We start from the raw sequence: 18465 nt of genomic DNA, 5'->3' as shown, positions 1-18465 counted from the left end.
TCGTATGAGTACGTTGCGCGAGCGCGGCACGGTACAGGGACTGCCTCACTGGGACCGCTGTGCGGTCATGGGGGTCGTCAACGTGACGCCCGACTCCTTCTCCGACGGGGGCCGCTGGTTCGACACCACGGCCGCCGTCAAGCACGGCCTCGACCTGGTGTCCGAGGGCGCCGACCTGGTCGACGTCGGCGGTGAGTCCACCCGGCCGGGTGCCAGCCGGGTGGACGCGTCGGAGGAGCTGCGGCGGGTCATCCCGGTCGTCAAGGGGCTGGCCTCCGAGGGCGTCACCGTCTCCGTGGACACCATGCGCGCCCGCGTCGCCGAGCAGGCCGTCGCCGCCGGGGCCGTCCTGGTCAACGACGTGAGCGGCGGCCTCGCGGACCCGGACATGATCCCGGCCGTCGCCGCCGCCGAGGTCCCGTTCGTGGTCATGCACTGGCGCGGCTTCAGCGAGTCGATGAACAGCCGCGCGGTGTACGCGGACGTGGTCGCCGAGGTCCTCGCGGAGCTGCGGCAGCGGATGGACGCGGTGATCGCGGGCGGGGTGGCCCCGGAACGCGTCGTGATCGACCCCGGCCTCGGCTTCGCGAAGAACGCCCCCCACGACCTGGCCCTCGTCGCGCACCTGGACGAGCTGCACGCGCTGGGCCGCCCGCTGCTGGTGGCCGCCTCCCGCAAACGCTTCCTCGGCCACGTGCTGGCCGGCCCCGGCGCCACCCTGCCGCCCGCCCGCGAACGTGACGCGGCGACCGCGGCGATCTCCGCCCTCGCCGCCCGGGCCGGGGCCTGGGCGGTCCGGGTCCACGAGGTGGGGGCCACCGCCGACGCGGTACGGGTGGCCCGCGCCGTCGAGGGAGCCGCGTGAACGAGGACCACGCGTCGGCCGCCGCCGACATCGCGGAGGTCGAGACGGCCAACACCGCCTTCTACGAAGCCCTGGAACGCGGCGACCACGAGGCGCTCTCCGGCCTCTGGCTTCCGGGCGAGGACCTCACCGTCTCCTGCGTCCACCCGGGGTGGCCGGTGCTCACGGGCCGCGGCGACGTGCTGCGCAGCTACGCGCTGATCATGGCGAACACCGAGTACATCCAGTTCTTCCTCACCGACGTCAACGTCGCGATGACCGGCGACACCGCCCTGGTCACCTGCACCGAGAACATCCTCAGCGGCGGCCCGGCCGAGGAGGGCAACGACCTGGGCCCGCTGGTGGGCCAGCTCGTCGTCGCCACGAACGTGTTCCGGCGCACGTCCGAGGGCTGGAAGCTCTGGTCCCACCACGGCTCGCCGGTCCTGGCGGAGACCGACGAGGAGGACGACGAGAGCCCCTCGTGAGGACGGCCCCGACGACGAGCTGCCCGTCGTCCCCACGACGCGCAGCCACCCTCCCGAGTGGGTAGGGGCCGGGCAGGGTTGGAGTCCACGACCGCGGGTATGGGCGGCTACCAGCCCCGTGAGGCGCTGTCCATGGCCCCCACGGGCGAGCACGGTCGGTGCTCGCAGGTAGATTCGAAAGAAGGCACCTTGCCGCCCGCACGCGGCCGGGTGCCTCTTGGACCAACGACAGCAGGAGTGATTCGCGTGGATCGTGTCGCGCTGCGCGGCCTCAAGGCCCGTGGGCACCACGGCGTCTTCCCCAAGGAGCGGGAAGAGGGCCAGACCTTCATCGTCGACCTGGTGCTCGGCCTCGACACCCGCCCCGCGGCAGCCACCGACGACCTGGCCCGCACCGTGCACTACGGCGTGGTGGCCGAGGAGGTCGTCGAGGTGGTGACGGGCGAGCCGGTCGACCTGATCGAGACGCTCGCCGAGCGCATCGCCCAGCAGTGCCTGAAGCACGAAGGTGTCCAGGAGGTCGAGGTCGTGGTGCACAAGCCGGACGCGCCGATCACCGTCCCCTTCGACGACGTGACCATCACCATCATTCGGAGCCGAGCATGACTGCGTTTTCCACCGAGGGGCAGAGCGACCCGACCGTACAGCCGGTGCCCGCCGCCGTCGTCAAGCAGGTGGACGCCGCCGACGTCACCCTCTCCAACCCCAAGATGGCCGTGATCGCCCTCGGCTCCAACCTGGGCAACCGGCTGGAGACCCTCCAGGGCGCCGTCGACGCGCTGGAGGACACCCCGGGGCTGCGGGTCAAGGCCGTCTCCCCGGTCTACGAGACGGAGCCCTGGGGCGTCGCGGCCGACAGCCAGCCCTCGTACTTCAACGCGGTCATCCTCGTGAAGACGACTCTGCCGCCCGCCTCGCTGCTGGAGCGCGGCCAGGCCGTCGAGGAGGCCTTCGACCGGGTCCGCGAGGAGCGGTGGGGCCCGCGCACCATCGACGTCGACATCGTGGCGTACGCGGACGTCCTCTCCGACGACCCGGTGCTCACCCTCCCCCACCCCCGCGCCCACGAGCGCGCCTTCGTCCTCGCCCCCTGGCACGACGTGGACCCCGAGGCCCAGCTCCCCGGCGCCGGCCCGGTCGCCGAGCTGCTCGCCGGGGTCGGCCGCGAAGGCGTCCTGCCCCGCGCCGACCTGGAACTGCGCCTGCCGGAGTAATCGTTAGGCTCGACGGGCACGAGCTGAAGCAACAGCTGGGAACAGGCGACGAAGGGCGGCTCACGCGGTGAAGCAACTACGGCTCGGGGTGCTGGCGGGCCTCTTCGCCGCCGCCAGCGTCCTCTCCTGGGGCGGCGCCCGCCTGTGGGACTCCCTCGGCACCCTCCCGAGCGTCCCGCTGGCCGCCTCGATCGTGCTCGCCGTGATCGCGGTGATCCTCCTGGCCACCGCCCTCTCCATCCGCACCCGCCTCCGCGCCCAGCGGGAGCGCCGCCCCGGCGCCAAGGGCGTCGAACCCCTGATGGCGGCGCGGGCGGTCGTCTTCGGCCAGGCGAGCGCCCTGGTCACCGCCCTGGTCACCGGGATGTACGGCGGCACGGGCGTCTTCCTGCTCAGCTTCCTCGACGTCCCACCCCGCCGCGACCAGGCCATCTACGCGGGCGCGGCGGTGGTGGCGGGCATCGGCGTCATCGCGGCCGCCTTCTTCCTGGAACGCGTCTGCCGCCTCCCCGAGGACGGCGAGAACAACCACGACGGCACCGGCACGGCAACCGCCTAGAGCGGCACCGGGCCCGTGCCGCCGGGTTCGAGGAGTCGGCCGTCAGGCCGTGTCAGCGCGCCATGATGAGACTCATCGCCTCGGCGCGCGTCGCGGGGTCGCGGAGCTGGCCGCGCACCGCGGAGGTGAGGGTCTTCGCGCCGGGCTTGCGGATCCCCCGCATGGACATGCACATGTGCTCGCACTCGACGACGACGATGACTCCGCGCGGCTCGAGGATCGCCATGAGGGACTCGGCGATCTGGGTCGTCAGCCGCTCCTGGACCTGCGGGCGGCGGGCGTAGACGTCCACCAGCCGGGCCAGCTTGGAGAGACCGGTGATCTTGCCGGTGGACGCCGGGATGTAGCCGACGTGCGCGACACCCCTGAAGGGCACCAGATGATGTTCACATGTCGAGAACACCTCAATGTCCTTGACCAGCACCATCTCGTCGTGGCCCAGGTCGAACGTGGTCGTCAGGACGTCCTCGGGCTGCTGGTACAGCCCCGCGAATATCTCCTTGTACGCCCGCGCCACCCGCCCCGGTGTCTCCCTGAGGCCCTCGCGGTCCGGGTCCTCTCCGACGGCGATGAGCAGTTCGCGTACGGCCGCCTCGGCCCGCTTCTCGTCGAAATCGCCGATCGATCCCTGGCCGTCCAGCGTCACCGGGTCGGTCATCTGTGCCTCGTTCCTCATGGCTGCCCCGTGCGCGGATCGCACGTGGACATCGCAGGCATACGGAAAAGCCGCGCCCCCACAGGCTAAAACCTGGGGGGCGCGGCTTCCATTCCGGACCTGGTGAGACCCCCGTGACGGAGGTCTCACCAGGGCATGCGCTAGCTCTCGGGACGGTCCTCGGGGATCGCCTCCGTGGAGGGGGCGATGTCCTTCGTGAGGTCCGTCGCCGGGGCGATCTCCGGCGGGGTGGCCGAGCCGTTGGCGGTGGAGGCGCCGTTGGTGAGGGCCAGCTCCTTCGGGGAGAGCACCGGAGGCCGCGTCGACGGGGTGCGCCGGGCGGAGCCGGTCCACGCCGGGCGGGCGGGACGCTTGACGATCGGGGCGAAGATCTCCGCGATCTCGTCCTTGCCGAGCGTCTCCTTCTCCAGGAGTTCGAGCACGAGGGCGTCGAGGATGTCGCGGTTCTCGACGAGGATCTCCCACGCGTCGTTGTGGGCGGTCTCGATGAGCTTCTTGACCTCTTCGTCGACCAGTGCCGCGACCTCTTCCGAGTAGTCGCGCTGGTGGCCCATCTCGCGGCCCAGGAAGGGCTCCGAGTTGTCGCCGCCGAACTTGATCGCGCCGAGCCGCTCCGTCATGCCGTACTGCGTGACCATCGCGCGGGCCGTCGCCGTGGCCTTCTCGATGTCGTTCGCCGCGCCGGTGGTCGGGTCGTGGAAGACCAGCTCCTCGGCCGCGCGCCCGCCCAGCATGTAGGCGAGCTGGTCGAGCATCTCGTTGCGCGTCGTGGAGTACTTGTCCTCCTCCGGGAGCACCATCGTGTAACCGAGGGCGCGGCCGCGGGAGAGGATCGTGATCTTGTGGACCGGGTCCGACTGGGGGGAGGCCGCCGCGACCAGGGCGTGTCCGCCCTCGTGGTACGCGGTGATCTTCTTCTCCTTCTCGGACATGATCCGGGTCCGCTTCTGCGGGCCCGCCACGACGCGGTCGATGGCCTCGTCGAGACTCTCGTTGTCGATGAGCTTCTTGTCGCTGCGCGCCGTCAGGAGCGCGGCCTCGTTCAGCACGTTCGACAGGTCGGCACCGGTGAAGCCGGGCGTCCGGCGGGCGACGGCGCCGAGATCGACGTCCTTCGCGACCGGCTTGCCCTTCTGGTGGACCTTGAGGATCTCCAGCCGGCCCAGCATGTCGGGGCGGTCGACCGCGATCTGCCGGTCGAAGCGTCCCGGGCGCAGGAGGGCCGGGTCGAGGATGTCGGGGCGGTTCGTGGCGGCGATCAGGATGACCCCGCCCTTCACGTCGAACCCGTCCATCTCGACGAGCAACTGGTTGAGCGTCTGCTCGCGCTCGTCGTGCCCGCCGCCCATGCCCGCACCGCGGTGCCGGCCGACGGCGTCGATCTCGTCGACGAAGACGATCGCCGGGGCGTTCGCCTTGGCCTGCTCGAAGAGGTCACGGACCCGGGAGGCACCGACACCGACGAACATCTCGACGAAGTCGGAGCCGGAGATCGAGTAGAACGGCACGCCCGCCTCGCCGGCGACGGCGCGTGCGAGCAGCGTCTTGCCCGTACCGGGCGGCCCGTAGAGCAGGACGCCCTTGGGGATCTTGGCGCCGACGGCCTGGAACTTCGCCGGCTCCTGGAGGAACTCCTTGATCTCGTGGAGCTCTTCGACCGCCTCGTCGGACCCCGCCACGTCGGCGAAGGTCGTCTTCGGGGTGTCCTTGGTGATCAGCTTGGCCTTGGACTTGCCGAACTGCATGACCTTGGAGCCGCCGCCCTGCATCTGGTTCATCAGAAACAGGAAGACGACGACGATCAGGACGAAGGGCAGCAGCGAGAGAAGGATCGAGACGAACGGGGACTGCTTCGACGGCGAGACGGTGTAACCCTTCTCGATGTCACCCGCTTCGAACTTCTGCTGGAGCGTGTCGGCGAGCTCGACGCCCTGGTTGCCGATGTAGCTCGCCTGGAACTTGGTGCCGGACTCGCCGGCAAGCTTCTGGCCGTCCTTAAGTTCGATCTTGAGAATTTGCTCGTCACCGGTGGTCAGCTTGGCCTGCTCCACCTGGTCCTTGCTGATCGCCTGGATCACCTTGGCGGTGTCCACCGTCTTGTAGCCGCCCGACGAGCCGACGACCTGCATCAACACGACCACGGCGAGGACGGCCAGCACGATCCACATGACCGGCCCACGGAAGTATCGCTTCACGTCCATCCATACGGAGCGAAGACGCCCCGTCCCTCCTGCCCGTAGGTAAATGCTGCTGTGTGTGAAAGCTCTGTTGAAAAGAGTGCTCTTCGGACGGTACCCCAGCGAGGAGGCCCGCGACCGCTGCGTGCGGCGGAGAAACCCGCTTTCGCAGCTTCAACGGCCCGCGGGCGGCCAGGGTTCCCCGGGGGTCAGCCGCCGTAGACGTGCGGGGCGAGCGTGCCGACGAAGGGGAGGTTGCGGTACTTCTCCGCGTAGTCCAGCCCGTAGCCGACGACGAACTCGTTGGGGATGTCGAAGCCGATCCACTTCACGTCGATGGCGACCTTCGCGGCGTCCGGCTTGCGCAGCAGGGTGCAGACCTCCAGCGAGGCCGGCTCCCGGGAGCCCAGGTTGGACAGCAGCCAGGACAGCGTCAGACCGGAGTCGATGATGTCCTCGACGATCAGGACGTGCTTGCCCTTGATGTCGGTGTCCAGGTCCTTGAGGATCCGTACGACACCGGAGGACTGGGTGCCCGCCCCGTACGAGGAGACGGCCATCCAGTCCATCGTGACGGGGGTGGACAGCGCGCGCGCCAGGTCCGCCATGACCATCACCGCGCCCTTGAGGACGCCGACGAGGAGCAGATCCTTGCCCGCGTACTCCGCGTCGATCTTCGCGGCCAGCTCGACGAGCTTCGCGTCGATCTCTTCCTTGGTGAGGAGCACCGACTGGAGGTCGCTGCCCATGTCCTTCTCGTTCACCCGCGTCTCTTTCTCGCCTGCCGGGCCCGGGGGTGTGCCCCGGGCCCGGCCCGGCTGTTCGCCTGCGGCTGGCCGCTCGCGCGTCAGCTCTGCCGAATGACCAGTCTGCCACCCTGCCGTCGGGCCTCGACGCGGCCGGGCAGGTTGATGGCCCCCTGGCCGCGCCAGCCGGTGATCAGGCGGTCGACCTCTTCGAGGTGGCGGGCGAAGAGGGAGCCCGCGGGGGCCCCCGCCTCGATGACGGCCCGGCGCAGCACCCGGCGGCGTACGGCGGGCGGCAGCACGTAGAGCTTGGCGCACTCCAGCGCGCCGGCCTCGTCGCGTACGGCGAGCTCGGCCTCGGCGGCCCAGGTGTCCAGGGCGTCGGCGTCGTCGCGGGAGAGCTGGGCCGTCCGGGCGAGGGCTTCGACGACGCCCTTGCCGAGGGCCTTCTCCAGCGCGGGCAGGCCCTCGTGGCGCAGGCGCGAGCGGGTGTAGGCGGGGTCGATGTTGTGCGGGTCGTCCCAGACGGGGATCGACTGGACCAGGCAGGCCTTGCGGGCGGTCTGCCGGTCGAGCTGGAGGAAGGGGCGGCGGTAGCGGCCGGCCGGCCCGGAGGCGGCGGCCATGCCGGAGAGCGAGCGGATGCCGGAGCCGCGGGCGAGGCCGAGGAGGACGGTCTCGGCCTGGTCGTCGCGGGTGTGGCCGAGGAGGACGGCGGCGGCGCCGTGGCGTTCGGCGGCGGCGTCCAGCGCGGCGTAGCGGGCGTCGCGGGCGGCGGCCTCGGGGCCGCCCTCGCGTCCGACGTGCACGGCGACGGCCTCGACGGGGTCGAGGTCCATGGCGGCGAGCCGGGTGACGACCTCGGCGGCGCGGAGGCCGGATCCCGGCTGGAGGTTGTGGTCGACGGTGATACCGCCGGCCCGGACGTCGAGCTTGCGGGCCTCGAAGGCGAGGGCCGAGGCGAGCGCCATCGAGTCGGCGCCGCCGGAGCAGGCGACGAGGACGAGGGGGGCGGCGGGCCGGTCGGGGAGGGTCGGCCGGTCGGGGAGCGCGGGGCGTTCGGAGAGCGCGGGCCGTTCGGGGAGCAGCGTGCTTCCCGCCGAGCCGGCCTCGGCGTAGCGGGAGACGGCGGCGGGCGTCGGGCGCCCGGCCTCTTCGGCGGGGCGGTCGAGGCCGCCGGGGCCGCCGTCACGGTGGAACTCGGTGAGGACGTCGTGGAGTACGCGGCGGACCGCCAGGCGTATCGCCGCGACCGCAGGATGGGGACCCATGTCCGGTGCCCTTCGTGAAGGTTCGGGAGGAGCGTCGAGCGCCGGAACGCGTGAGTCCCGTCACTCAGAGTGCGTCGATGGTGACAGAGGCAAGCTGTTCATCGAGCATTGCACGCCTTCCCATGCCCTCATGGTCCCTCGGATGGGTGATAGAAGGGCAGTTTCCCGGTCCTGGACCGGGAAAGGGTCACGATTCCGCCGTGCGGTGCACCCGTGCGACCCACTCCGCGGGTTTGGCGATCTCCGCCTTGGTCGGGAGGGTGTTGGGCGAGGTCCAGACGCGGTTGAAGCCGTCCATGCCGACCTCTTCGACGACCGATCGTACGAACTTCTCGCCGTCCTTGTACTGCCGCAGCTTGGCGTCCAGGCCGAGCAGCTTGCGCAGCGCCTGGTCGAGCCGGCCGGCGCCCTGGGCGCGGCGCTTCTGGAACTTCTCCCGGATCTCGGCGACGGAGCCGACGACCTCGGGGCCGACGCCGTCCATCACGAAGTCCGCGTGTCCCTCCAGGAGGGACATCACGGCGGTGAGGCGGCTAAGGACCTCGCGCTGGGCCGGGGTCTGGACGACGTCGACGAGGCTGCGGCCGCTGTCGTCGCCGCGTTCGCCTTCGGGGCGGCCGGCGCCGGAGAGGGACTGGGCGGCCTCGCGGAGCCGCTCCAGGAAGGTCATCGGGTCGACGTCGGTCTCGTCCAGGAACGACTGGATCTCGCCCTGGAGGTGGTCGCGGAGCCAGGGGACGCCGGTGAACTGGGTGCGGTGGGTCTCCTCGTGAAGGGCGACCCAGAGCCGGAAGTCGTGCGGGTCGACGTCGAGTTCCCGCTCGACGTGGACGATGTTGGGCGCGACCAGGAGCAGCCGTCCGCCGCCGTCGGCGGAGCCGGGGAGCTCCCGGGTGGCGGGGGCGAACGTCTCGTACTGGCCGAGGATCCGGGAGGCCAGGAACGAGAGCAGCATGCCCAGTTCGACGCCGGTGACCTTGCCGCCGACCGCGCCGAGCACCGCGCCGCCGGGTCCGCCGGAGCGGCGGGCCTCCATCTTGGTGAGCAGCGGGCGGAGCAGTTCGCGGAAGCCCGCGACGTTTGCCTTGATCCAGCCGGCCCGGTCGACGACCAGGACGGGGGTGTCCTGCGGTTCGGTCCCTTCCGGGATCATCCGGGTGAAGAGCCGGACGTGCTCCTCGGAGGCCTTGGCGTGCCGCCGGAGCTCCGCGACGACGGCGCGGGCCTCCTCGCGGCTGATCTCCGGCCCGGGCCGTACCAGTCGGGTCGCGGTCGCGACCGCGAGGTTCCAGTCGACCATCTCTGCACCACCGATGCTCGTCATGCGTCAACCGTACGTGAGCGGCTCGCCCGGTGGTGGGGTCTTGTGCGGCCCTTCGGGTGGGGGGCCTTAAAAGGGCCTCCGGAGGAGGGGGCTCAGTCGACCGGTCCCGTGAGGGCGGCGGCCAGGGCGTCGAGGGCGGCTTCGGCGTCGGCGGGCGCGGTGGAGCCGGCGGCGAGGAAGGCGAAGGCGAGCAGCCGGCCCTGGGGGTCGACGACGGTCCCGGAGAGGGCGTTGACGCCGCTGAGGGTGCCGGTCTTGGCGCGGATCAGGCCGGTGGCACCGGTGGTGTCGGTGCCGTCCTGGTAGCGGGTGCTGAGGGTGCCGGTGAAGCCGGCGACGGGGAGGCCGGTGAGGACGGTGCGCAGGCCGGGCCGCTCGGGGTCGGCGGCGCGGGCGAGGAGCGTGGTGAGGAGGGCGGGGGTGACCTTGCCCTCACGGTCGAGTCCGCTGCCGTCCGCGAGGCGGGCTCCGGCGGTGGTCACCTGGAGCTTCTTCAGCTCGGTGGTGACGGCGCGGCGGGCGCCCGCGAAGTCGGCGCTCTCGCCCTTGGCGATGGCGGTCTGCCGAGCGAGGGCCTCGGCGATGTCGTTGTCGCTGTTGGTCAGGGTGCGCTCGACGAGGGCGGCGAGCGGGGCGGAGCGGTGGGTGGCGACGGTACGGGCCTTGCCGGGCGCGCGGGCCTCGCGGGGCGCGCCGGCGACCTGGACTCCCGCCTTCTTCAGCCGGTCGGCGAAGGCGCGGGCGGCGTCGCCGGCCGGGTCCTCGCTGCGGGTGGCGGGGCCGCGATCGGTGCCGTCGAGCCGGCCCTCGTCGACCATCAGGGCGGTGACGGGCGCGAGGTTGGGGTTCTTGCCGATGGGGTGGCGCTCCGGGCCGGTGTAGCAGGAGGTGTCGTAGGTCAGCCGTACGCCGGTGGCGTCGGCCTCCTCGATCGCGCGCGCCGCGGAGGCGGCCAGGGACTTCAGGGCGGCCGGGGTCAGGGTGGGGTCGCCGCCGCCGACGAGGGTGAGGGTGCGGTGGTCCTCGGAGAGCCGGACGGTGGTGGCGATGCGGTGGTCGGGGCCGAGGGCGGAGAGCGCGGCGGCGGCGGTGGCGATCTTGACGGTGGAGGCCGGGGTCATCGGGGTGGCCGCGCCACGCCCGTACAGCTGCTTGCCGGTGGCCGTGTCGATGACGGAGGCGGCGACCTGGGTGCCGAGCGCGGGTGCGCCGATGAGCGGGGCGAGGGCGGTGCGCAGACTCGCGGGGTCCTGGGGGGCGGAACGGGTGACGGTGTCGAGTGCGCCGAGGACGGCGGGGGCGCTGGGGGCCGGTTCGGGGGCGCCGGGGAGCCTGCGGCCGTGATGTGCGCCACCTGTGTGGTCCGTGGCGGCTGCGAGCTGCCGCTCGGCCTTACGCTGACCGTTGTCCCAGGGACCGGCGGCGAGGACGGCGCCGGTGGCCACGACCAGGCCGAGCACGGCGGAGCCTGCGACGACCTGCCAGGTGTTGGACCCGTTGCGCTTGCTCTTCAGGTTCTTGATCCGGCCCCAGGGGCCCGACGGGCGGTTCGACGGTTCTTCCACCGGCTCGGCCACCGTTGACCAGCCCCTTTCGCGAGCACTCTTCTGCGTGGGGGACACTTAACCACCAGTCGTATGTGTTGATCATGGAGGAGCCACCCGTGGAGTTCGACGTCACCATCGAGATCCCGAAGGGTTCGCGGAACAAGTACGAGGTGGACCACGAGACCGGTCGGATCCGCCTGGACCGTCGACTCTTCACCTCGACCAGCTACCCGGCCGACTACGGCTTCGTCGAGAACACCCTCGGCGAGGACGGCGACCCGCTGGACGCGCTGGTCATCCTGGACGAGCCGACCTTCCCCGGCTGCCTCATCAAGTGCCGGGCCATCGGCATGTTCCGGATGACGGACGAGGCCGGCGGCGACGACAAGCTGCTGTGCGTCCCGGCCTCGGACCCGCGGGTGGAGCACCTGCGCGACATCCACCACGTGTCGGAGTTCGACCGCCTGGAGATCCAGCACTTCTTCGAGGTCTACAAGGACCTGGAGCCGGGCAAGTCCGTCGAGGGCGCCGACTGGGTCGGCCGTACCGAGGCGGAGGCCGAGATCGAGGCCTCGTACAAGCGTCTTGAGGCGCAGGGCGGCAAGCACTGACGTACCTCTTCCGGTTCCGTTTGTGAGCCGGACGGCCGTACGCGAACGGGCGGTACACCTTCACGGGTGTGCCGCCCGTTCCGCTGTGCGCACCGTCTCGTCATGCGGTGGTCATGTCGGTGGCCATACTGGGCAGACGTGCGCCCGGAAGATCAGCCGAGGAGGAGCGAGGTCGAGTGGTGGCGGAATCCTGGGGTCCGGAGGACCAGAAACCCCAGTCCGACGAGGCGCGGAGCGCTTTCGCCCCGCCTGCCGGGACAATGCAGCCGGTGTCGCCGCCCGAGGAGGACCATCCGACGTCGGAGTTCGCGATCCCGACCGGGGTGCACCCCGAGGCGAGCGGTTCGGGCGGTTCCGGCGGCGGCTCCACGGGCGGCCCGAACTCGGACACGCTGAGTTCCGCTTTCACCCCGCCGAGCTCGTACAACGCCCAGCAGGCGCCGCCCGCGTTCACCCCGGCGCAGGGCATTCCGATGGTCCGGCTGACCAAGGAGGCGCCCTGGCAGGACCGGATGCGCACGATGCTCCGGATGCCGGTGACCGAGCGTCCGGCCCCGGAGTCCGTCCAGCGCACCGACGACGACACGGGTCCCGCCGTACCGCGCGTGCTCGACCTGACGCTGCGTATCGGGGAGCTGCTGCTGGCGGGCGGTGAGGGCGCCGAGGACGTCGAGGCGGCGATGTTCGCGGTGACCCGGTCCTACGGCCTGGACCGCAGCGAGCCGACGGTCACCTTCACGCTGCTGTCCATCTCACACCAGCCCTCGCTGGTCGACGACCCGGTGACGGCGAGCCGTACCGTACGCCGCCGGGGCACCGACTACACCCGGCTGGCGGCCGTCTTCCGACTGGTCGACGACATCACCAGCGAGGACGCCGACGTCTCCCTGGAGGAGGCCTACCGGCGGCTCGCGGAGATCCGGCGTAACCGGCACCCGTACCCGGGCTGGGTGCTGACGGCGGCCGCCGGGCTGCTCGCCGGTTCGGCCTCCGTGCTGGTCGGCGGTGGGGTGCTGGTCTTCATCGTGGCGGCGGCGGGCGCGATGCTCGGCGACCGGCTGGCGTGGCTGTGCGCCGGGCGCGGGCTGCCGGAGTTCTACCAGTTCACGGTGGCCGCGATGCCGCCCGCCGCGATGGGGGTGGCGCTGACGCTGACCCATTCGACGGACATCCGGCCGTCCGCGGTGATCACCGGTGGGCTGTTCGCCCTGCTGCCGGGGCGGGCGCTGGTGGCGGGGGTGCAGGACGGGCTGACCGGCTACTACATCACCGCCTCCGCCCGCCTGCTGGAGGTCATGTACTTCTTCATCGGGATCGTCGCGGGTGTGCTGATCGTGCTGTACCTGGGGCTGCAACTGGGGGCGCAGCTCAATCCCGAGGCCCGGTTCGTGGCGTACAACGAGCCGGTGGTGCAGATCCTGGCCTCGATGGCGCTCAGCCTGGCCTTCGCGGTGCTGCTCCAGCAGGAGCGCTCCACCGTGCTGGCGGTCACCCTGAACGGCGGTGTCGCCTGGATCATCTTCGGGGCGATGGCCCGGACCGGGGAGATCTCGCCGGTCGCGGCGACGGCGGTGGCGGCCGGTCTGGTGGGGCTGTTCGGCCAGTTGTTCTCGCGCTACCGGTTCACCTCGTCGCTGCCGTACATCACGGCGGCGATCGGGCCGCTGCTGCCCGGTTCGGCGACGTACTTCGGTCTGCTGGGCGTGGCGCAGAACGAGCTGGACACCGGGCTCGCCTCGCTGTCGACGGCGGTCGCGACGGCGCTGGCCATCGCGATCGGGGTGAACCTGGGGAGCGAGATCTCGCGGCTGTTCATGGGGGTGCCGGGCGCGGTCGGCGGGGCGAGCCGCCGGGCGGCGAAGCGGACCCGGGGGTTCTAGGTCCGGCATGCGCGTACGAGAGCGCCCCTCCCCGCGGGTCGGGGGAGGGGCGCTCTCGTACGCGGACGCACGGGGGTGGGGCTGCTTTCGTACGCGTACGGGAGGAAGGCCCAGCCGTACGGGAAGGGGTCAGCGCTTGGCGTGGCGGCCGCGGCCGGTGGCCGGGGGGGCCGGCGGGCCGTCGGGGGTGCCGAGCGCCTCGGCGGCGGCGGCCTTCTTGCCCTGGCTGCGGGCCCTCAGGACCTCGACCACGATCGGCAGCACGGAGATCAGCACGATCAGGACGAGGATCTTCTCGATGTGCTCGTGGACGAAGTCGATCTTGCCGAGCATCGCACCGAGCACGGTGACGCCCACGCCCCACAGGAGCGCTCCGACGACGTTGTAGATGACGAACAGGCGGTAGTTCATCCGGCTGACGCCCGCGATGATCGGCGTGAACGTCCGCACGATGGGCACGAACCGGGCCAGGACCAGCGACTTCGGGCCGTGCTTCTCGAAGAATTCGTGGGCCTTCTCGACGTTCTCCTGCTTGAAGAGGCGGGAGTCCGGGCGCTTGAAGAGGGCCGGGCCGACCTTGCGGCCGAAGAGATAGCCCACCTGGTCGCCGACGATCGCGGCGACGGCGATCAGCGTGCAGACGAGCCAGAGCGGGTACTTCAACTGTCCTGTGGTCACCAGCAGCCCTGTGGTGAACAGCAGGGAGTCGCCGGGCAGGAAGAAGCCGATCAGGAGTCCGGACTCGGCGAAGACGATGAGAAGAAGGCCGGGGAGGCCGAACGTATTGAGCAGATAGTCCGGGTCCAGCCAGCTCGGGCCGAGCGCAAGCGTATTCAAGGGTCCGGGCTCCAGGATGTGTGCGATGGGGGCTCTGTAGGCCGCCCCAAGCTATCAACGCCCGGTGAACGCCCTTGGTTCCAGTGGCGGGCACCGGAAAAATGCGCATCCCGCGGAGCGGGGTGAGGCTGGACACAGGAGGTGCCACAGACATGGGCATTGAGGATTTCGGCGGCGGTCAGACCGCCCAGGCGGATGTGCTGGTCGTCACCACCAATGACGTACCCGGCTACCAGGTGACGCAGGTCATCGGCGAGGTCTTCGGGCTGACCGTCCGGTCGCGCCACCTCGGCAGCCAGATCGGCGCGGGGCTGAAGTCGATGATCGGCGGCGAGCTGAAGGGGCTGACCAAGACCCTCGTCGAGACGCGCAACCAGGCGATGGAGCGGCTGGTGGAGCAGGCCCGGGCGCGGGGCGCCAACGCGGTCCTGATGATGCGGTTCGACGTGTCGGAGGCGGCGGATGTGGGGACGGAGGTCTGCGCGTACGGGACGGCGGCGGTGATCAGCAAGGTGTGACGCCAGTGCACGAGTGGTTCAGCAAGGTGTGACACCGGGGTCGGAGCGGCTCAGCAAGGTGTGACACCGGGGCCTGAGCAGTGGGGCGCGGTTCCGTCGTTGCCCGAATTGGGGCGATTTAGTCGTTTCGTCGCTCTAGGGTGTGCCGGTGGCTCCCGAATCCCCCGCGCCCGCGCAGCCCCACCCCCCGGCCGCCCCCGCCCGGCGGCTCCTGCCGCTCGTGCTGCCCGCGATCGCCGTCGGCATCGTCTGCGCGCTGATCCTGCTCGGGGTCAGCCTGCTGGCGGAACGGCTCCAGGACGTGCTCTGGGAGACCCTGCCCGACGCGCTCGGCGTGGGGCGGTTCTCCTCGCTCTGGATGATCGTCATGCTCACCGCGACCGGCCTCGCGGTGGGCCTGGTCCTGCGGGCCGTGCCCGGTCACGGCGGGCCCGACCCGGCCACCACCGGGCTGGTGGACGCCCCGATGCGGCCGGGCGTCGTCCCCGGGCTGCTCCTGGTGACCGCACTGGCGCTCGCGGGCGGGGTGAGCCTCGGGCCGGAGAACCCGATCACCGCGGCCAACATCGCCCTCGCCTACTGGCTCGGCCGCCGCGCCGCGCCCGGTGCTCCGGCCGAGCTCTGGGTGGCGCTCGCCGCCGCCGGGACGATCGGCGCCCTCTTCGGCACCCCGATCGCCGCCGCGCTGATCCTCTCCGAGGCGCTGGCCTCCCAACCGGGCCCGGGCGCCTTCTGGGACCGGCTGTTCGCCCCGCTCGCGGCCGGTACGGCGGGGGCGCTGACCATGTCGCTGATCGCGGAGCCCAGCTTCGACCTCTCGCTCCCCGCGTACACCGGACCGCACTGGGGCGACCTGCTCTCCGCCCTCCTGATCGCCTCGGCCGGCGCGGTCCTCGGCATGGTGGCGGTGTACGCGTTCCCGGTGGCGCACCGGGCCTTCGGCGCACTGCGGTATCCGGTGCTCGCGCTGACCGCCGGCGGGCTGGTGTTGGGGCTGCTCGGGGCGTTGGGCGGCCATCTGACCCTCTTCAAGGGGCTGGAGGAGGTGAAGGAGATCGCCGGGGACCCGGACGGGTGGTCGGCCGGGGAGTTCGCGGTGATGGCGGTGGTGAAGATGGCCGCCCTGGTGGTGGCGGCGACCTGCGGCTTCCGGGGCGGGCGGATCTTCCCGGCGGTCTTCGCGGGGGTGGCGCTCGGCCTCTGCGCCCACGCCCTGGTCGACGCCGTGCCGCCGGCGCTCGCGGTCTCCTGCGCGGTGCTGGGCGTGCTGCTCGCCGTCACCCGGCAGGGGTGGGTGAGCCTGTTCACGGCGGCGGTGCTGGTCAGCGACGCGTCCGTCCTGCCGATGCTCTGTGCCGCCACCCTGCCCTCCTGGCTGCTGGTGACCGGGCGGGCGCAGATGCAACTGGACGGGGAGGGCAAGGCGCTGCGGTGAGCAGGCCGCGTACCGGCTGTCGACGTACGGAGGAGGGCCCGTCCGGCGCGCCGCACCCGCCGCACCCGGCGCGCCGGGTGCGGCGGATATCCGTATCGTCGGCTTCGTACCGTTACGTACCGGATCTAGGTACCCGTTCGCCCTGATGTTGTCCCGACGGAGGTTCCCGCATGTCCACGCCCGTCAACGTCGCCGTCATCTACTACTCGTCCACCGGCACGATCACCACCCTCGCCCGGGCCATCGCCGAGGACGCGGAGCGGGCAGGCGCGCAGGTGCGGCTGCGCCGGGCGGCCGAACTCGCCCCGCGGTCCGCCATCGACTCCAACCCGGCGTGGGCCGCCAACATCGAGGCGACGGCCGACATCCCCGAGGTCTCACCGGACGACATGGTGTGGGCGGACGCGGTCATCTTCGGTTCGCCGACCCGGTACGGGAACATCACCGCGCAGCTCAAGCAGTTCATCGACACCCTGGGCGGGCTCTGGCAGTCCGGGCAGCTCGCCGACAAGGTCTACAGCGGCTTCACCGCCAGCGCCACCGCCCACGGCGGCCAGGAGTCCACGCTGCTCGCGCTCTACAACACGATCCACCACTTCGGCGGCATCCTCGTCACCCCCGGGTACACCGACCCGTCGAAGTTCGTCGACGGCAACCCGTACGGCACCTCGCACGTGTCCGGGCAGGGCGACCTCCCGGTCGGCGAGGTGACGCTGACCGCCGCCCGGGTGCAGGCCGAGCGCGTCGTGAAGTTCACCCGGGCGCTGAAGGCCGGGCTCGCCGCCGAGAGCTGAGCGACCCGAGAGACCCGGAAGCCGCGAGCTGAGAGACCCGAGAGCCGCAGAGGCCGAGAGCCGAGCGACCGAGAGCCGCAGAAGCCGAGAGCTGAGGAAGAGGACTCCCCCATGCCGCTCCACCGAGGCGCCCACCCGCACCAGGACGAACCCTCCGAGGAGCGGCGCAGGCTCGCCCTCAACCCCTTCTACGGCGAGGCCGACCCGACGGCGGCGATGAACACCGCGCCGCCCCGGCACCGGCTGCCCGACGGTCCGCTGCCGCCGCTGACGGCGTACCGGCTGGTCCATGACGAGCTGATGCTCGACGGCAACTCCCGGCTCAACCTGGCCACCTTCGTCACCACCTGGATGGAGCCGCAGGCCGGGGTGCTGATGGGTGAGTGCCGGGACAAGAACATGATCGACAAGGATGAGTACCCGCGCACCGCCGAGCTGGAGCGGCGCTGTGTGGCGATGCTCGCCGACCTGTGGAACGCGCCCGATCCGGCGACCGCCGTGGGGTGTTCGACCACCGGGTCGAGCGAGGCGTGCATGCTGGCCGGGCTCGCCCTCAAGCGCCGCTGGATGAAGCGGAACGCGGACCGCTATCCCTCGACCGCCCGGCCCAATCTGGTGATGGGCGTCAACGTGCAGGTCTGCTGGGACAAGTTCTGCAACTTCTGGGAGGTGGAGGCCCGGCAGGTCCCGATGGACGGCGAGCGCTTCCACCTCGACCCGCAGGCCGCCGCCGAGCTGTGCGACGAGAACACGATCGGGGTCGTCGGCATCCTCGGCTCCACCTTCGACGGGTCCTACGAGCCCATCGCCGACCTCTGCGCCGCCCTGGACGCCCTCCAGGAGCGCACCGGCCTCGATATCCCCGTCCATGTCGACGGCGCGTCCGGCGCGATGGTGGCGCCCTTCCTCGACCCGGATCTGGTCTGGGACTTCCGGCTGCCGAGGGTGTCCTCGATCAACACCTCGGGCCACAAGTACGGGCTGGTCTACCCCGGGGTCGGCTGGGCGCTGTGGCGTACGGCGGACGACCTGCCGGAGGAGCTGGTCTTCCGGGTCAACTACCTGGGCGGCGACATGCCGACCTTCGCGCTGAACTTCTCCCGGCCCGGGGCGCAGGTGGTCGCGCAGTACTACACGTTCCTGCGCCTCGGGCACGACGGCTACCGGGCGGTCCAGCAGGCCTCCCGGGACGTGGCCCGCGGGCTGGCCCGGGAGGTGGCGGAGCTGGGCGACTTCCGGCTCCTCACCCGGGGCGACGAGCTGCCGGTCTTCGCCTTCACGACGACCCCGGACGTCCACGCGTACGACGTGTTCGACGTCTCCCGCCGGCTGCGCGAGCACGGCTGGCTGGTCCCGGCCTACACCTTCCCCGCCAACCGGCAGGACCTGTCGGTGCTGCGGGTGGTGTGCCGCAACGGCTTCTCCTCGGACCTCGCCGCGCTGCTGATCGAGGACCTGAAGCTGCTGCTCCCCGAACTGCGGGCGCAGAAGCATCCGTTGAGCCATGACCGGGGGGTCGCGACGGCGTTCCACCACTAGGGACT

Annotated in this window: 18 protein-coding genes; 11 read left to right on the top strand and 7 right to left on the bottom strand. The window is 71.5% G+C overall.

Annotated features, from left to right (window positions below):
* The first annotated feature begins 4 nt into the window (after positions 1 to 4).
* From folP to ACFWRT_RS26875, 5 genes are all read left to right on the top strand, one after another.
* Entirely contained in the window at positions 5 to 865 is an 861-nt protein-coding gene (gene folP, locus ACFWRT_RS26895; protein ID WP_463288380.1) for a dihydropteroate synthase, read from the top strand.
* Positions 862 to 1332, top strand: coding sequence for a nuclear transport factor 2 family protein (locus tag ACFWRT_RS26890; protein WP_380952146.1), 471 nt, complete (start codon positions 862 to 864; stop codon positions 1330 to 1332). The genes folP and ACFWRT_RS26890 overlap by 4 nt, the downstream gene beginning before the upstream one ends.
* A gap of 246 nt (positions 1333 to 1578) precedes the next feature.
* Positions 1579 to 1938, top strand: a complete 360-nt coding sequence (folB, locus tag ACFWRT_RS26885; protein ID WP_018514312.1) for a dihydroneopterin aldolase — start codon at positions 1579 to 1581, stop codon at positions 1936 to 1938.
* Complete coding sequence (gene folK / locus ACFWRT_RS26880) at positions 1935 to 2546, top strand: 2-amino-4-hydroxy-6-hydroxymethyldihydropteridine diphosphokinase (protein WP_076967067.1); 612 nt, start codon at positions 1935 to 1937, stop codon at positions 2544 to 2546. The genes folB and folK overlap by 4 nt, the downstream gene beginning before the upstream one ends.
* A 67-nt stretch (positions 2547 to 2613) precedes the next feature.
* A complete protein-coding gene (locus ACFWRT_RS26875) occupies positions 2614 to 3105 on the top strand; it encodes a DUF3180 domain-containing protein (RefSeq protein WP_380952147.1) in 492 nt (163 codons plus the stop codon).
* A gap of 52 nt (positions 3106 to 3157) precedes the next feature.
* On the opposite strand, the gene folE is transcribed toward ACFWRT_RS26875, so the two are convergent.
* From folE to dacB, 6 genes are all read right to left on the bottom strand, one after another.
* Positions 3158 to 3763 (bottom strand): GTP cyclohydrolase I FolE, encoded by a 606-nt coding sequence (gene folE, locus ACFWRT_RS26870; RefSeq protein ID WP_030564871.1) that lies wholly within the window; start codon positions 3761 to 3763, stop codon positions 3158 to 3160.
* 158 nt (positions 3764 to 3921) lie between these two features.
* Complete coding sequence (ftsH, locus tag ACFWRT_RS26865) at positions 3922 to 5982, bottom strand: ATP-dependent zinc metalloprotease FtsH (protein ID WP_380952148.1); 2061 nt, start codon at positions 5980 to 5982, stop codon at positions 3922 to 3924.
* A gap of 185 nt (positions 5983 to 6167) precedes the next feature.
* Positions 6168 to 6707, bottom strand: a complete 540-nt coding sequence (gene hpt, locus ACFWRT_RS26860) for a hypoxanthine phosphoribosyltransferase (protein WP_380952218.1) — start codon at positions 6705 to 6707, stop codon at positions 6168 to 6170.
* 98 nt (positions 6708 to 6805) lie between these two features.
* Positions 6806 to 7975, bottom strand: coding sequence for a tRNA lysidine(34) synthetase TilS (tilS, locus tag ACFWRT_RS26855; protein WP_380952150.1), 1170 nt, complete (start codon positions 7973 to 7975; stop codon positions 6806 to 6808).
* Between the two features lie 187 nt (positions 7976 to 8162).
* Positions 8163 to 9299, bottom strand: a complete 1137-nt coding sequence (locus ACFWRT_RS26850; RefSeq protein ID WP_380952151.1) for a zinc-dependent metalloprotease — start codon at positions 9297 to 9299, stop codon at positions 8163 to 8165.
* A 92-nt stretch (positions 9300 to 9391) separates the two neighbouring features.
* Positions 9392 to 10876, bottom strand: coding sequence for a D-alanyl-D-alanine carboxypeptidase/D-alanyl-D-alanine endopeptidase (gene dacB / locus ACFWRT_RS26845; protein WP_380952152.1), 1485 nt, complete (start codon positions 10874 to 10876; stop codon positions 9392 to 9394).
* 86 nt (positions 10877 to 10962) lie between these two features.
* Here dacB and ACFWRT_RS26840 point away from each other — a divergent pair, with 86 nt between their 5' ends.
* Together ACFWRT_RS26840 and ACFWRT_RS26835 are read left to right on the top strand one after the other, a co-directional pair.
* Complete coding sequence (locus ACFWRT_RS26840; RefSeq protein WP_018514302.1) at positions 10963 to 11457, top strand: inorganic diphosphatase; 495 nt, start codon at positions 10963 to 10965, stop codon at positions 11455 to 11457.
* Positions 11458 to 11633: 176 nt separating this feature from the next.
* Positions 11634 to 13337 (top strand): threonine/serine exporter family protein, encoded by a 1704-nt coding sequence (locus tag ACFWRT_RS26835; RefSeq protein ID WP_380952153.1) that lies wholly within the window; start codon positions 11634 to 11636, stop codon positions 13335 to 13337.
* 129 nt (positions 13338 to 13466) lie between these two features.
* Here ACFWRT_RS26835 and ACFWRT_RS26830 read toward each other — a convergent pair whose 3' ends face one another.
* Entirely contained in the window at positions 13467 to 14174 is a 708-nt protein-coding gene (locus ACFWRT_RS26830) for a DedA family protein (RefSeq protein WP_380952155.1), read from the bottom strand.
* 152 nt (positions 14175 to 14326) lie between these two features.
* Between ACFWRT_RS26830 and ACFWRT_RS26825 the strand changes: the two genes are divergently transcribed.
* The 4 genes from ACFWRT_RS26825 (at position 14327) to ACFWRT_RS26810 (ending at position 18460) form a co-directional block, all read left to right on the top strand.
* Positions 14327 to 14692, top strand: coding sequence for a YbjQ family protein (locus tag ACFWRT_RS26825; RefSeq protein WP_018514299.1), 366 nt, complete (start codon positions 14327 to 14329; stop codon positions 14690 to 14692).
* 148 nt (positions 14693 to 14840) lie between these two features.
* Positions 14841 to 16127, top strand: coding sequence for an ion channel protein (locus ACFWRT_RS26820; RefSeq protein WP_380952156.1), 1287 nt, complete (start codon positions 14841 to 14843; stop codon positions 16125 to 16127).
* 170 nt (positions 16128 to 16297) lie between these two features.
* Positions 16298 to 16921, top strand: coding sequence for an NAD(P)H:quinone oxidoreductase (gene wrbA / locus ACFWRT_RS26815; RefSeq protein WP_380952157.1), 624 nt, complete (start codon positions 16298 to 16300; stop codon positions 16919 to 16921).
* A gap of 111 nt (positions 16922 to 17032) precedes the next feature.
* A complete protein-coding gene (locus ACFWRT_RS26810; protein WP_380952158.1) occupies positions 17033 to 18460 on the top strand; it encodes a glutamate decarboxylase in 1428 nt (475 codons plus the stop codon).
* Positions 18461 to 18465: the final 5 nt, after the last annotated feature.

Origin of the sequence: Streptomyces cyaneofuscatus (assembly GCF_042718795.1) — a bacterium.
GTDB lineage: Bacteria > Actinomycetota > Actinomycetes > Streptomycetales > Streptomycetaceae > Streptomyces > Streptomyces cyaneofuscatus_A.
Note: the sequence above shows the minus strand (reverse complement) of the source record. Positions and strands in the feature narration are given on the sequence as shown.